Source organism: Erythrobacter sp. R86502 (assembly GCF_042466465.1).
Lineage (GTDB): Bacteria > Pseudomonadota > Alphaproteobacteria > Sphingomonadales > Sphingomonadaceae > Erythrobacter.
This window is the reverse complement of sequence record NZ_JAXHCJ010000001.1, coordinates 902,986-915,833: the sequence shown is the minus strand read 5'-3', so window position 1 is coordinate 915,833 and position 12,848 is coordinate 902,986. Positions and strand designations below refer to the sequence as shown.

The window sequence follows — 12,848 nt, the reverse complement described above, 5'->3', positions numbered from 1 at the left end:
CTCATTCCTGTTCGCTGGCATGCGCCTCGTCATAATTGGCGGGGATGATGTACAGCGGACAGGGCAGGCTGCCGGCGGCGGATGAAAAGTGCGTCACCAGCGGCCCCGGCGCGGCGCCCGATGCGGCGCCCAGAACAAGGGCCGCAACTTCCTGATGTTCGTCCAAAAACTCACTGACGATCCGCTGGCCTTGACCAATCTTGACCGAAATCGTGGGCATGATCCCGCTTTCGGCCAACAGATTACCGGCCACCCCATGCGCCAGCATTTCCGCACGGTCGCGCGCTTCGGATTCGATGGTGGCCTGCACCGCCCCGAACGCGCTGAAATTCTGTTGCGGGACCAGCGCCAGCAGATGCACCGCGCCGCCCACCGCCACCGCACGCCGAGCAGCATAGCGCAGCGCCCACGTGGCCTCTTCGCTTTCGTCGATGATTACCAGAAATGTTCGCATAGTCTGACCGCCCCGTTGGGCGCGAAGGTATCAATGCATTCGTATGGATTGGCAAGTCCCCCCCGGTAATCCTCCATTCTGGCCCTTGCCCGCCGCTAGGGAATTGGCCAGAGACGCAAGGCAACAGATCGATTATCGGAGTATCGCGGATCATGGCCCTGGACATCAAGATGCCGGCGTTGTCACCCACCATGGAAGAAGGCACCCTCGCCAAATGGCTGGTCAAGGTGGGAGACACGGTTTCATCGGGCGACATCATGGCCGAAATCGAAACCGACAAGGCAACGATGGAATTCGAAGCGGTCGATGAAGGCGTGATCGCGGAAATCCTGGTTGAAGAAGGTAGCGAAAATGTGAAGGTCGGCACGGTTATCGCGCGGCTTTCGATCGAAGGTGAAGATGCAGCCGCGCCCGCGCCCGAGCCCGAGCCCGATCAGAAGCAGCCAGAACCTGCCAAACCCGCCGCCGCCCCCGCTTCGGCCGATGGCCCTGGCGCGACCCCGCTGGCCAAGAGGATGGCTGAACAGAACGGCGTCGATCTTGCCGGTCTTGATGGCACCGGGCCCCGCGGCAAAATCACGAAAAACGATGTCGAAGCCGGAATGGACACCGATGGCAAAGGCGTCATAAGCACCTCGGCGCGCCCCGCTGCACAGTCCTCGGCACAAGGCGAACGCATCATTGCATCGCCGCTGGCCAAACGGATTGCAGGCGAAAAGGGTATCGATCTTGGTGAGGTCAGCGGCAGCGGACCCAATGGCCGGATTATCAAGGACGATGTGGCAAACTTCACCCCGGCGCAAAAACCCGTGGCCGCAAAGCAGGAAAGCGCAGATGCTCCTGCGCCCATCGCCAAGCCCCAACCCGCCCCCGAAGGCGGCGCACCCTATGCCGAAGAAAAGCTGTCCAGCGTGCGCAAGGTCATCGCGCGCCGCCTGACTGAGAGCAAGCAGAACGTCCCGCACTTCTACCTCACCATCGACATCCGCTTGGATCCGCTGCTCGAACTGCGCAGCGCGCTCAACAAGTCGCTCGAACCGGACGGCGTGAAGCTTTCGGTCAATGACTTGCTGATCAAGGCGCTCGCCCGCGCGCTGATCCGCGTGCCGCAGTGCAATGTCAGCTACCACGGCGACACGCTGCGCCGCTATGAACGCGCTGACGTGTCGGTGGCCGTGGCCGCGCCTTCGGGCCTGATCACACCGGTGATCACCCACGCCGACACCAAGGGCCTCGCCGCGATCTCGACTGAGATGAAGACCCTCGCCGGCAAGGCGCGTGATGGCAAGTTGATGCCGCATGAATACCAGGGCGGCACGGCGAGCCTTTCGAACCTCGGCATGTTCGGGATCAAGCAGTTCGATGCGGTGATCAACCCGCCGCAGGGTATGATCCTCGCGGTCGGCGCAGGGCAGCAAGCGCCCTACGTGGTGGACGGCGAGATCAAGGTTGCGACGGTGCTCCATGCGAGCGGCAGCTTCGATCACCGCGCCATCGACGGCGCCGACGGCGCGCAGTTGATGGAGGCGATCAAGCAGCTCGTGGAGAACCCGATGGGTCTGGTGGTGTGATCTACGCTGTGTTCAGGAGACCGCCGATGAAGAAGACCTTTGCATCGCTGATACTTGCAAGCCTTGCGGCATGTTCTCAACCTGCCAGCGACAAGCCCGTCGATGCGCCTAGCAGCCCGGCTGCCGAAAACGCTTCGGTAATTAGTCCGTCGGGGGAGGTCGCGGGCGGCGCCGACATTGTCTATGATGGATCTATCCCCAAACCAATCATGGTCGGCAGCGATGGTCCCGACACTGACGCATGCGGCACCGTCGCCAAGGTTGCGACGCTCGTCGGGCAGGAGGTGGGCTATCTCTCGGTCCGGGATGCTCCGAGTGGCATGACGAAGGAACGCGACCGGCTCGAACCGGGGCAGGGCGTATCCGTCTGCGTTAGTGACGGCGCTTGGAGCGGCGTGATCTATGCCAAGCCCGATGATGAAGCGCACGATTGCGGCGTCGGCTCGCCGGTCAATCCTGCGCAACCCTATCGCGGTCCGTGCCAACAGGGTTGGGTCGTGACGCAATACCTCGAAATGGTCGCAGGATAGGCCCTTGTCTGCAAGACAGCCTCAGATCCGTGTCACCGCCATGCCCGCTGACACCAACCCCTATGGCGGGGTGTTCGGCGGGTGGCTGATGGCGCAGATGGCGCTCGGCGCTGGTTCGCTCGCGAGCCGCGTGGGGCAGGGCAAGGCGGTGGTTGTCTCCGCCACTGACTTCGCCTTTCCCGGAGCGATGGCGGTGGGGGATGAACTCAACGTCTATGCCGATGTCATCGCAACCGGGACGACTTCGCTCACCATCGCCGCCGAAGCTATCGCACGGGAACGTAACGGCGAGGCAACCACCAAGGTTGCGCAAGGCACTTTCAAATTCGTGCTGATCGGTGACGACAACCGCCCGCGGCCCATAGCGGCAGCAGCGGCGATTTCGCTGCCGGGAGCGGACGTGTGATGGCTGTCCTACACAAAGCCTGGCTGTCATACGCGCGCCCGTGTTCTTCGCACCCGGCCTTTCCTCTTGCTGCATTCACGCAATCCTGCGGCAGGAGCCAGTTTTCACTCTCTGGACACTGTCTCACGTGTCTCACAATTCAGCCAAACAAGGGATAACCTGAATGTCTGCCTCCTATGACGTGATCGTGCTCGGTTCCGGCCCCGGCGGCTATGTGGCAGCGATTCGCTGTGCGCAGCTGGGCTTGAAAACCGCGATTGTGGAACGCGAGAATCTGGGCGGAATCTGTCTCAACTGGGGGTGCATCCCGACGAAGGCGATGCTGCGTTCGGCCGAAATCTTCCACTACATGCAGAACGCCAAGGATTACGGCCTCGTCGCCTCGGGGATCGAGGCGGACTTGGCAGCCATCGTGAAGCGCAGCCGCGGGGTGGCCAAGCAGCTCAATCAGGGCATCGGCCACCTGATGAAGAAGAACAAGATCACCGTCCATATGGGCGAGGGGCGGCTGACCGGCGCGACCAGCCTCACCGTGACGGGCGAGAAGGGTGAGGAGCAGCTCAGCGCCAAGCACATCATCGTCGCTACCGGCGCCCGCGCGCGCGATCTTCCCTTCGCCAAGGCCGACGGCAAGCGCGTGTGGACCTATCGCCACGCGATGACGCCTGCCGAACTGCCCGAAAAGCTGCTGGTGATCGGATCGGGCGCGATCGGTATCGAGTTTGCGAGCTTCTACAATGATTTGGGCTCGGAAGTGACCGTGGTGGAAATGCTCGACCGGATTGTGCCGGTCGAAGATGCGGACGTGTCGACCTTCCTGGAAAAGTCGCTGCGCAAGCAGGGCATCAACATCATGACCGGCGCCGGGGTCGAGGATATCAAGGTCACAGGCAAGGGCATCACCGCCACCATCAAGGACAAGGGCGGCAAGGCTGCGGCGAGCGAGTTCACCCACGTGATAGTCGCCATCGGGATCGTGCCGAACACCGAGAATATCGGGATCGACAAGCTGGCCGAGATGGAGCGCGGTTTCATTCAGATCGACCCCTATGGCCGCACCAAGACCAAGGGTCTGTGGGCGATTGGCGACTGCACCCCAGGGCCGTGGCTGGCGCACAAGGCGAGCCATGAGGGTGTGTCGTGCGCCGAAGCCATCGCGCAGGAGCTGGGCAACAGCGAAGTCCACCCGCACCCGCTCAACCGCAACAACATCCCCGGATGCACCTATTGCCACCCGCAGATCGCCAGCGTCGGCCTGACCGAAGCCAAGGCCAAGGAAGCCGGCCACGAAATCCGCGTCGGTAGCTTCCCCTTCATCGGCAATGGCAAGGCCATCGCGCTGGGCGAAGCGGAAGGCTTCATCAAGACCATCTTCGATACCAAGACCGGCGAATTGCTGGGCGCGCACATGGTCGGCGCTGAAGTCACGGAACTGATTCAGGGTTACACCGTCGGCAAGACGCTGGAAACGACAGAGGCGGAGCTGATGCAGACCGTCTTCCCGCACCCGACCCTGAGCGAGATGATGCACGAAAGCGTGCTCGATGCTTACGGGCGCGCCATCCACTTCTAGATATGAGGCAGAGCGCATGACCCAGGCCGGACCGGACGCATTGAAGGGGGATGACTGGTCCGGCGATATGGGCGCGCGCTGGCTCGCCAATATCGACCGGTTTGAAAGCATGATCGCGCCCATCGGCGCCGCCTTGCTTGATCGTGCCGCCTACCAGAGCGGCGAGCGGGTGCTGGATCTGGGCTGCGGCGGCGGGGCGACGACGCTGGCCATTGCGCAGATGGTGGGAAAGCAGGGCACCGCGCTCGGGCTCGATATCGCGCCGATGCTTGTCGAACAAGCCAGAGACCGTGCGGCACGGACCGAAAGTTCGGCGAGGTTCGTATGCGCGGACGCTGCGACCGCCAACCTTGATGGTGAGCCTGCGTTTGATCGCCTGTTTTCGCGGTTTGGTTCGATGTTCTTCGAAGCTCCCGTTGCGGCTCTTGCCAACATTCGCCGCCTGCTGAAGCCCGAAGCCCGGATCGATCTGGCGGTATGGGCCAATCCCCGCGATAATCTGTGGATGATGGAGGTGATGGGCACAGTGCGCCGGCACGTGGACATCCCGCCCGCCACCCCGCGCGCGCCGGGGCCGTTCGCCTTTGAAGATCTCGATTATCTGGACAATGTGCTGACCGGGGCAGGTTTCGCCGGCATCGACATTGCGTCCTATCAGGGGTTGCAAGCGGTCGGCGGGCCGGGCGCGACACCTGCGGATGCCACCGCATTCGTGCTTGCATCAATGGCGGTAGGCCAAATGCTGAACGAAAGCGGCGACGCGGTCCGCAACGCTGCCCGCGACGATCTTACCGCGATGTTTGCACAGCATTACCGCGCCGACGAAGGCGTGATGCTGCCCTGCAAGGCGTGGCTGGTCACAGCATACGCTGCGGCGACGTAGTGGCAGAAAGGCGGCGGTGTCGTGTAACCGTGGCGGACAGGGTGGGATTCGAACCCACGGTAGGCTTGCACCTACGGCGGTTTTCAAGACCGCTGCCTTAAACCACTCGGCCACCTGTCCGCTGCAAAACCCGGCTAGCGCCGAATGAAAGGCTTGTCATCATCGTTGAGCGACGCTGTGCCCTTTAGCCAAGACGTTTTGCCAAGTCATCCCCAGTTCGGTTGTTGGGTATTCAGCCAGAGTGTGACATCCGTATGGTCATGATTCCCCGCTTTATCCCAACCGCCGCGCTGGCTTTGGCCGCGCTCGCTACATTTGGTGCGTCGCCCGTCTCTGCGCCCGCAGCAGCGCAGGTCAGTGCCGATGGCATCTCCTTTGACGCCTATATGGAGCTGCTGAAAGCACGCGCCCTGGGTGAAGGCGTTCGCGCGGATACCATCGCCCGCATGACAGCAGGAATCACGCCGAACGATCGTGTCATCGCGCTCGACAGCAATCAGCCCGGCAGCGCGACGCCGCGTGGATATCCGCCGATGTCGGGCTATATTGCGACCCATGTGGATGCTGCCCGGATTGGCGGCGGCCGTTCAATTTATGGCCAGCACCTCGACCTGCTGAGCCGGATCGAACGCGATTACGGCGTGCCGGGATCGGTGATCGTGGCCATCTTCGGTCATGAAACAAGCTACGGCCGGGTAAAGGGCAACTTCGATCTGGCTCGCAGCCTTGCGACGCTTGCGTGGGAAGGGCGCAGGCGCGACCTGTTTGCAGGTGAATTCATCGCCTTGTTGAAGATTGCTGACAAGGGATACGACCGTTCGCAACTGATCGGAAGCTATGCCGGCGCATTTGGCAATCCGCAGTTCCTGCCAAGCGTTTATCTGCGGCTGGCAACCGATGGCGATGGCGACGGGCGCGCGGATATTTTCGACAATCGTGCGGACACCTTCGCATCGATTGCCAACTATTTTCGGGATGCCGGTTGGCGGCAAGGGCAACCCTGGGGTGTCCGCGCCAGCGTACCGGCAGGGTTCGATGTGGCACGTTACCGCACTGCACTGGTGTCGCCCGTATGTCCGCGTGTGCACGAACGGTTGAGCCGCTGGATGACGGTTGCCGAATGGCGCGCAGCGGGGATCGTTGCTCAGCGGCCTTTGGCTGATGACGTCATGGTGTCGTTCTTCCAGCCCGATGGCCCCGGCGCGCCGGCATGGCTCGTTACAGGAAACTACCGTGTGATCCTCGAATACAATTGCTCAAGCTACTACGCGATGAGCGTCGGCTTGCTGGCTGATGAAATCGTGAACTGACGCTTCCCGTGCCTCGCCAATTGGCGGGGCGGGGGGTATAGGGCCGCCGTGATGCTTCCGAAATTCCTGCGACTATGTGTCCTGTCCCTCACGGCTGCCGCGTTCCCCGTGAGCGCGATGACTCCCGATTCCGGCCCCGTCACGCCCGCCGTGCCAGCTGCAAATGAAGCGCCTGTGGCGATGCTGGTTGACCTGGGGAGCGGACAGGTTCTTCATGCCCGCAATCCGGACGCGCGGTTCATGCCGGCATCCGTGACCAAGGTCATGACACTCTACCTCGCGTTTGAATTGATCGAGGCCGGACGTCTCGATCCGGCGCAAGTGTTCGCGATGAGCCCGACTGTCGCGCGCGAGTGGCGGCGCAAGGGTTCGACGATGTTTCTGGACCGGGGCGAACAGGTGCGGGTGGATGATCTGCTACTGGGCATTGCCAACGTGTCGGGCAACGATGCCGCAGCCGTTCTTGCAGAGGGTCAGGCCGGATCTGTCGCCGCCTGGACAATGGCCATGAACCGCGCCGCGCTTGGGATCGGGATGACGGGCAGTCATTTCGGCACGCCCAATGGCTGGCCCGATCAGGGACGCACCTTCACCACTGCGAATGATCTTGTGGCGCTGGCCCGTGCGATGATTACCCGCCACCCCGACAAGTTCGGCTATTACATCGGCCGTGCAGGGTTCGATTACAAAGGGATCGCGCAGGTCAATCATGACCCGATGATCGGGCGGGTACCGGGGGCCGATGGCATCAAGACCGGCTTCACCAACGAATCGGGTTTCTCCTATCTCGGGACTGCTCGCCGCAACGGACAGCGATTGGTGCTGGTCCTCGCCGGTGTCGAGAATGGAAGGCTGCGCGCCCGTCTTGCTCGCTCCTATGTCGAATGGGGCTTCAGCGCCTTTGAAAGGCGGCAGGTTTTCGCGCCCGGCGCAGTGGTGGGGACGGCGCGGGTGCAGGACGGCGATTCGCGTGTGATCGATCTGAAAGCCGCCGCACCGGTGGCAATCAACCTTCCACGGGGAAGCAAGGGCGCGCTGACAGCCACGATCCGCTATGAAGGCCCCGTGCGCGCCCCGATCGCAGCAGGGCAGGAAGTGGCCATGCTGGAAATAAGCGCCCCCGGTGTCGCTCCTGCGCGCGTTCCGCTTTACGCGGCGAAGGCAATCGGACCTGCGGGCCCGCTGGATCGCATCATCAATGCCATTGCTGCGGTGTTTGCATGAGCGAGGCGCGCGGCCGCCTGATCGCCTTTGAAGGCGGCGAAGGAGCGGGCAAATCGACCCAGGCCCGCATGCTTGCCGATGCGCTAGCCGCGCGGGGACAGCGCGTCATCGTTACTCGCGAACCGGGCGGCACGCCGGGAGCCGAGGCGATCCGTGCCCTGCTGTTGCACCCGCCCGGACAGGGCTGGCCGGCCGAGTCTGAGGCTCTGCTGTTCGCGGCCGCCCGCGCCGATCATGTGGCGCGCCTGATCCGCCCCGCGCTTATGCGGGGCGAATGGGTGATCTGCGACCGGTTTGTCGATTCGAGCCGGGCTTATCAGGGCGGTGCGGGGGGATTGGGCGATGCGGCGATTACAACGCTGCATGCCTTTGGCAGCGGCGGATTGCGACCTGATCGCGTCATCCTTCTCGAAGGCGACGAAACCGCACTCGCCGAACGCTTGACCGCTCGGGGTGAGGCGGCTGATGCAATCGAGGGGCGTTCCGCCATCTATCACCGCGCTGTGGCAGCAGCATTCCGCGCGCTCGCCGATGGTGACGAGCGCGGGTTTGCGCGCGTGAATGGCATCGGAACGCCGCAAGAGGTGCATCAAAGGATCATCGGCGCGCTTGGTGATCTGCTGGCATGACGGCTTGGCCCAATCACGCTGATGCCTGGCGCCAATGGCGCGATGCTCTGTCTGGTGAGCGCATGCATCACGGCTGGTTGCTCGCGGGCAAAGCCGGATTAGGCAAGCGAGACTTTGCCATGGCTGCGGCGCGTGAACTGGTGGCCGAGCCTGGCGTTCCCCAGCCCGAAGGCGACCATCCCGATATCATCACGCTGACCTACGGCCCCAAGGACGACAAGGGCGAAAAAGCCCAAGCCGATGGCAAACCCTTTGAACGGGCGCGCTCAATCCGCGTCAAGCAGATCCGCACGATGCAAAAGCGGCTTGTCACCCGGCCAACGTTGGGCAGTCGCCGCGCCATAATCATCGATCCGGCAGATGATATGGAAAAATCTGCTGCCAACGCCTTATTGAAAAGTCTGGAAGAACCCCCGGTCGGTACGTTCTTCCTGTTGGTCACCCACCGCCCGGCGCGGTTGCTGCCGACGATCCGATCGCGCTGTCGATCCCTACGATTTCCCGCCTTGCGCGATGACGAATTGGCCGCGCTTTTGAACGATGCGGGCCTCGCGCCCGATCCGCAGGCTATTGCGGCGGCTGAAGGCTCGTTGGGGGTAGCGATGCGATTTGCCGCACAAGATCTTGCGCCGATTGCTCGGGTTATTGATGGCCTGATAAAGGGCGGAGACACCGGACTGACAGGCCGCGGCGAACTTGTGCGCCTTATTGGCCCGCGGGCAGATCGGGAACGGATCCAGGCGGTTCTAGAACTTGCGCAATCGCTGGTATCGCGCACCGCACGCGCATGCGATGACAAAGATCAACAAGCGCGTTTGATCGAGACTTACGCCGCGCTTGTTAGTCTTGCGGCGGAGGTGCCAACGGCCAATTTCGATCCCGGCATGCTTCCGTTCGAGATCGGCACCTTGCTTGTCGCGGCGGCCCCCGCTAGCAACCCGGCCCATGGCTGACCCCGAAAACAATCCGTTCTACATCACCACTGCGATCAGCTACCCGAACGGGCGGCCGCATATCGGCCACGCATACGAAGCAATCGCTGCCGATGTCATCGCCCGGTTCCAACGGCTTCAGGGGCGCAAGGTTCGCTTCCAGACGGGAACTGATGAACACGGCCTCAAGATGGCGCGAAAGGCTGAGGAACAGGGGCGCACGCCATCCGATTTGGCTGACGAAATGTCGGGATATTTCCGTGACATGTGTGATGCTCTTGATGTATCCTATGATCGGTTCATTCGAACATCCGATGCCGATCACCACGTTGCCAGCCAAGCAATTTGGGAGGCGATGGAAGCATCCGGCGACCTCTATCTCGATCGCTACGAAGGATGGTATTCGGTCCGCGACGAAGCCTATTACGATGCGAGCGAACTGATTGAAGGCGAGGGCGGGGATAAGCTTTCGCCGCAGGGGACCCCGGTGGAATGGACCGTCGAGGAAAGCTGGTTCTTTCGCCTGTCCAAGTATCAGGATCGGTTGCTCGACCTTCTGAAGCAACCCGGTTTCCTTGAACCAGCAAGCCGTCGCAACGAAATGATTGCTTTCGTTGAAGGCGGTCTGCGCGACCTGTCGGTAAGCCGCACGTCCTTTGACTGGGGCGTCAAAGTCCCCGGTTCTGATGGCCATGTCATGTATGTGTGGGTCGATGCGCTCACCAATTATCTGACCGGCCTGGGTTATCCAGGCGATATGGGCGATCTGTGGCCCGCCAGCCTGCATTTGATCGGCAAGGATATCGTACGGTTTCACACGATCTATTGGCCGGCCTTCCTGATGAGCGCCAATCTGCCATTGCCCCAGAAAGTGTTCGGCCATGGTTTCCTGCTCAACCGTGGTCAGAAAGAATCGAAATCCCTCGGAAATGTCACCGATCCGCTGTCGCTGGCAGAAACGTTCGGCGTTGATGCGCTTCGGTATTTCCTGATGCGCGAAGTCGCGTTCGGACAGGATGGCAGCTATTCACCCGAAGCCATTGTTTTGCGGGCCAACGCCGAATTGGCGAACAGCTTCGGAAACCTTGCGCAACGCACGCTTTCGATGATCGTCAAGAACATGGATGGCAGGCTTGAGCCTTTTGAAATAGCGCAAGCCGATGCGGAGTTACAAGCGACGGTTGCGCATGCCTGCCGGACGGAACTTCCGCGTGAATTCAACGACCTCAACTTTTCGGCGGGGATCGAGGCGTGGATGCGGGCGGTTTATGCCTGCAACCAATATGTCGATGAACAGGCTCCGTGGGGTCTCAAGAAAACCGACCCCGAACGGATGAAGTCCGTTCTCCAGACACTGTTCATGGTGTTGCGCGACCTTGCCATAGCCATTCAGCCCGTAGTGCCAGCGAAGGCGGCCGCGCTGTTAGATCAACTGGGTATTCCGGCAGAGGAACGCACTTATGCGGCGCTGGCCGACTCCCAGTGGTTCGCCCGCCTTGTTACCACTGACTTTGGCGTGGCCGCGCCCATACCCCTGTTCCCACGCCTTGAACTACCGGCTTCGGAGGCTGCCACCTGATGTTGGTCGATAGCCATTGTCATCTCGAATACAAAGGGCTGGCCGAAGATCAGGCTTCGGTACTGGCGCGAGCCCGTGAGGCGGGTGTGGGGGCGTTCCTCAATATTTCTACGCGCCGCAGTGAATGGGATCAGGTCATCGCGACCGCCGCCCGCGAACCAGATGTATTTGCCAGCGTCGGGATTCATCCGCACGAAGCCGACGCGCACCAGGACTTGGGCCGATCGGCATTGCTGGATGCAACGCGGCACCCAAAGGTTATCGCCATAGGCGAAACGGGCCTCGACTATTATTACGACAAGTCGGACAGAGATGCCCAGAAGTCTCTGTTTCGAATGCACATTGACGTTGCCAGGGAAACCCAGCTTCCCCTCATCATTCACACGCGGAACGCCGAGGATGATACATACGCAATCCTGGCAGACGAAATGGAGAAGGGGGCTTACCCGGCCCTGATCCACTGCTTCACGGCATCGGCTGATTTTGCAGAAAAGGTGCTGGAATTGGGCCTGACGATATCTCTGTCTGGGATCGTAACATTCAAAAATGCGAAGGACCTGCAGGAGATTGCCAAGACCGTACCCGAAGATCGGTTACTGGTTGAGACTGACAGTCCCTTTCTTGCTCCGGTTCCGCACCGTGGCCGCGTTTGCGAACCCGCTTACGTGGCGGACACTGCAGCTTTTGTTGCGGATCTGCGGGCGGTTGATGTTTCGCATCTCGAAGCGCAGACGACCGCTAATTTCTTCAACCTGTTCACCAAGGCAAAACCGTGAAGTTGGTAATGCTCGGCTCTGGGACCTCAACCGGGGTGCCGCGGTTGGGCGGGCCAGACGGTGCCGGTGATTGGGGCGATTGCGATCCGCTTGAACCACGCAATCGCCGCACCCGCGTGTCGATCATGGTTGAGAGCGATGAAGGCAAGCGCTTGCTGGTGGACACGTCATCGGATTGCCGCGCGCAGTTACTCGCGAACCGTGTCGGCCATATCGACGCGGTGTTCTGGACTCATGATCATGCCGATCATTGCCACGGCATCGATGATTTGCGGGTGCTGCGATATGGTCGTGGTGGACCGATACCGGGCTTTGCCGAAACCGAAACGGTGCGTCGACTGCGCCAACGGTTCGGCTATGTGTTTGCAGGCCAAGACGGGTATCCCACAATCTGTGCGCTCGACACGCTGGATCGGCTCCGGATGATTTCCGGATTTGGCGTAGACTGGTGTCAAATGGCACATGGGCCCGGTGAAACGACCGCGTATCGTTTTGAAGCCGATGGCAAGAGTATCGGATACGCTACTGATTTTAGTGCAATTACGGATGAGATGATCGATCTGTTTTATAAAGTCGATATTTTGGTCAGTGATTGTCTTCGCCGTGAACCGCATCCCACGCACGCGCATCTGGCAATGGCGGTGGAACTGGGGGAACAGTCCCGCGCTGGTCGTGTGGTTTTAAGCCACCTAGACAAGAGCATGGACTATCAGTCGCTATGTCAGGAAGTTCCAGCATTTGTGACAGTAGGCTATGATGGTCTGGATATGACTGCATGAACGCGGATCTCGCGCTGCCGCTGATCACGAGCTTGGGCTGGCTGATTCTGTGCGGCGCGGCTTTGATGTCCTATCGATTGCGGTGGAAGCAGTTTGTCAAACTTGCGCTGATCTGGGCGGCGATCTTCGGGGGTGTTTTTGTCGCTGCCGGATGGATTATGGCATCCAGCAACGGTGCGGAATCGCCTGTCCATATTTAACA

At 61.2% G+C, this 12,848-nt stretch carries 14 protein-coding genes and 1 tRNA gene; 13 read left to right on the top strand and 2 right to left on the bottom strand.

All coding sequences use genetic code 11. The features are described 5' to 3' along the window. Position 1: 1 nt before the first annotated feature. Positions 2-454, bottom strand: a complete 453-nt coding sequence (locus tag SJY33_RS04360; RefSeq protein ID WP_379921355.1) for a universal stress protein — start codon at positions 452-454, stop codon at positions 2-4. Positions 455-606: 152 nt separating this feature from the next. Here SJY33_RS04360 and SJY33_RS04355 point away from each other — a divergent pair, with 152 nt between their 5' ends. The 5 genes from SJY33_RS04355 (at position 607) to SJY33_RS04335 (ending at position 5,417) form a co-directional block, all read left to right on the top strand. After that, positions 607-2,025 carry a 2-oxo acid dehydrogenase subunit E2 gene (locus SJY33_RS04355; RefSeq protein ID WP_379921354.1) on the top strand — a complete coding sequence of 473 codons (1,419 nt, stop codon included), beginning with the start codon at positions 607-609 and terminating at the stop codon, positions 2,023-2,025. Positions 2,026-2,051: 26 nt separating this feature from the next. Beyond that, complete coding sequence (locus SJY33_RS04350) at positions 2,052-2,555, top strand: hypothetical protein (RefSeq protein WP_379921353.1); 504 nt, start codon at positions 2,052-2,054, stop codon at positions 2,553-2,555. Positions 2,556-2,559: 4 nt separating this feature from the next. Then, positions 2,560-2,961 carry an acyl-CoA thioesterase gene (locus SJY33_RS04345; protein WP_379921352.1) on the top strand — a complete coding sequence of 134 codons (402 nt, stop codon included), beginning with the start codon at positions 2,560-2,562 and terminating at the stop codon, positions 2,959-2,961. A gap of 163 nt (positions 2,962-3,124) precedes the next feature. Further along, positions 3,125-4,534 carry a dihydrolipoyl dehydrogenase gene (lpdA, locus tag SJY33_RS04340; protein ID WP_379921351.1) on the top strand — a complete coding sequence of 470 codons (1,410 nt, stop codon included), beginning with the start codon at positions 3,125-3,127 and terminating at the stop codon, positions 4,532-4,534. Positions 4,535-4,550: 16 nt separating this feature from the next. Further along, positions 4,551-5,417: a class I SAM-dependent methyltransferase gene (locus SJY33_RS04335; RefSeq protein WP_379921350.1), complete on the top strand. Its 867-nt coding sequence runs from the start codon at positions 4,551-4,553 to the stop codon at positions 5,415-5,417. A 30-nt stretch (positions 5,418-5,447) separates the two neighbouring features. Here the strand turns inward: SJY33_RS04335 and SJY33_RS04330 are convergent. Beyond that, positions 5,448-5,537: transfer RNA gene (locus SJY33_RS04330), tRNA-Ser, on the bottom strand. A 140-nt stretch (positions 5,538-5,677) separates the two neighbouring features. Between SJY33_RS04330 and SJY33_RS04325 the strand changes: the two genes are divergently transcribed. From SJY33_RS04325 to SJY33_RS04290, 8 genes are all read left to right on the top strand, one after another. After that, positions 5,678-6,727 (top strand): lytic transglycosylase domain-containing protein, encoded by a 1,050-nt coding sequence (locus SJY33_RS04325; RefSeq protein WP_379923517.1) that lies wholly within the window; start codon positions 5,678-5,680, stop codon positions 6,725-6,727. Between the two features lie 117 nt (positions 6,728-6,844). Further along, on the top strand, positions 6,845-7,951 hold the full coding sequence (locus tag SJY33_RS04320) for a D-alanyl-D-alanine carboxypeptidase family protein (RefSeq protein ID WP_379923516.1): 1,107 nt from the start codon (positions 6,845-6,847) through the stop codon (positions 7,949-7,951). After that, a complete protein-coding gene (tmk, locus tag SJY33_RS04315; RefSeq protein WP_379921349.1) occupies positions 7,948-8,580 on the top strand; it encodes a dTMP kinase in 633 nt (210 codons plus the stop codon). The genes SJY33_RS04320 and tmk overlap by 4 nt, the downstream gene beginning before the upstream one ends. After that, positions 8,577-9,533, top strand: a complete 957-nt coding sequence (locus SJY33_RS04310) for a DNA polymerase III subunit delta' (protein WP_379921348.1) — start codon at positions 8,577-8,579, stop codon at positions 9,531-9,533. Before tmk ends, SJY33_RS04310 begins: the two co-directional genes overlap by 4 nt. Then, the gene (gene metG / locus SJY33_RS04305; RefSeq protein WP_379921347.1) at positions 9,526-11,091 is read left to right on the top strand and encodes a methionine--tRNA ligase; all 1,566 of its coding nucleotides are present in this window, start codon (positions 9,526-9,528) and stop codon (positions 11,089-11,091) included. Before SJY33_RS04310 ends, metG begins: the two co-directional genes overlap by 8 nt. Beyond that, a complete protein-coding gene (locus tag SJY33_RS04300) occupies positions 11,091-11,867 on the top strand; it encodes a TatD family hydrolase (RefSeq protein ID WP_379921346.1) in 777 nt (258 codons plus the stop codon). Before metG ends, SJY33_RS04300 begins: the two co-directional genes overlap by 1 nt. Then, positions 11,864-12,646: an MBL fold metallo-hydrolase gene (locus tag SJY33_RS04295; protein WP_379921344.1), complete on the top strand. Its 783-nt coding sequence runs from the start codon at positions 11,864-11,866 to the stop codon at positions 12,644-12,646. Before SJY33_RS04300 ends, SJY33_RS04295 begins: the two co-directional genes overlap by 4 nt. Beyond that, positions 12,643-12,846 (top strand): hypothetical protein, encoded by a 204-nt coding sequence (locus SJY33_RS04290; protein ID WP_379921343.1) that lies wholly within the window; start codon positions 12,643-12,645, stop codon positions 12,844-12,846. The genes SJY33_RS04295 and SJY33_RS04290 overlap by 4 nt, the downstream gene beginning before the upstream one ends. Positions 12,847-12,848 lie beyond the last annotated feature (2 nt).

What these genes read in the sequence shown, in the direction of transcription:
- SJY33_RS04360 (WP_379921355.1), bottom strand. Translation starts at nt 454, where the DNA reads ATGCGAACATTTCTGGTAATCATCGACGAAAGCGAAGAGGCCACGTGG.
- SJY33_RS04355 (WP_379921354.1), top strand. Translation starts at nt 607, where the DNA reads ATGGCCCTGGACATCAAGATGCCGGCGTTGTCACCCACCATGGAAGAA.
- SJY33_RS04350 (WP_379921353.1), top strand. Translation starts at nt 2,052, where the DNA reads ATGAAGAAGACCTTTGCATCGCTGATACTTGCAAGCCTTGCGGCATGT.
- lpdA (WP_379921351.1), top strand. Translation starts at nt 3,125, where the DNA reads ATGTCTGCCTCCTATGACGTGATCGTGCTCGGTTCCGGCCCCGGCGGC.
- SJY33_RS04335 (WP_379921350.1), top strand. Translation starts at nt 4,551, where the DNA reads ATGACCCAGGCCGGACCGGACGCATTGAAGGGGGATGACTGGTCCGGC.
- SJY33_RS04325 (WP_379923517.1), top strand. Translation starts at nt 5,678, where the DNA reads ATGATTCCCCGCTTTATCCCAACCGCCGCGCTGGCTTTGGCCGCGCTC.
- SJY33_RS04320 (WP_379923516.1), top strand. Translation starts at nt 6,845, where the DNA reads ATGACTCCCGATTCCGGCCCCGTCACGCCCGCCGTGCCAGCTGCAAAT.
- tmk (WP_379921349.1), top strand. Translation starts at nt 7,948, where the DNA reads ATGAGCGAGGCGCGCGGCCGCCTGATCGCCTTTGAAGGCGGCGAAGGA.
- SJY33_RS04310 (WP_379921348.1), top strand. Translation starts at nt 8,577, where the DNA reads ATGACGGCTTGGCCCAATCACGCTGATGCCTGGCGCCAATGGCGCGAT.
- metG (WP_379921347.1), top strand. Translation starts at nt 9,526, where the DNA reads ATGGCTGACCCCGAAAACAATCCGTTCTACATCACCACTGCGATCAGC.
- SJY33_RS04300 (WP_379921346.1), top strand. Translation starts at nt 11,091, where the DNA reads ATGTTGGTCGATAGCCATTGTCATCTCGAATACAAAGGGCTGGCCGAA.
- SJY33_RS04290 (WP_379921343.1), top strand. Translation starts at nt 12,643, where the DNA reads ATGAACGCGGATCTCGCGCTGCCGCTGATCACGAGCTTGGGCTGGCTG.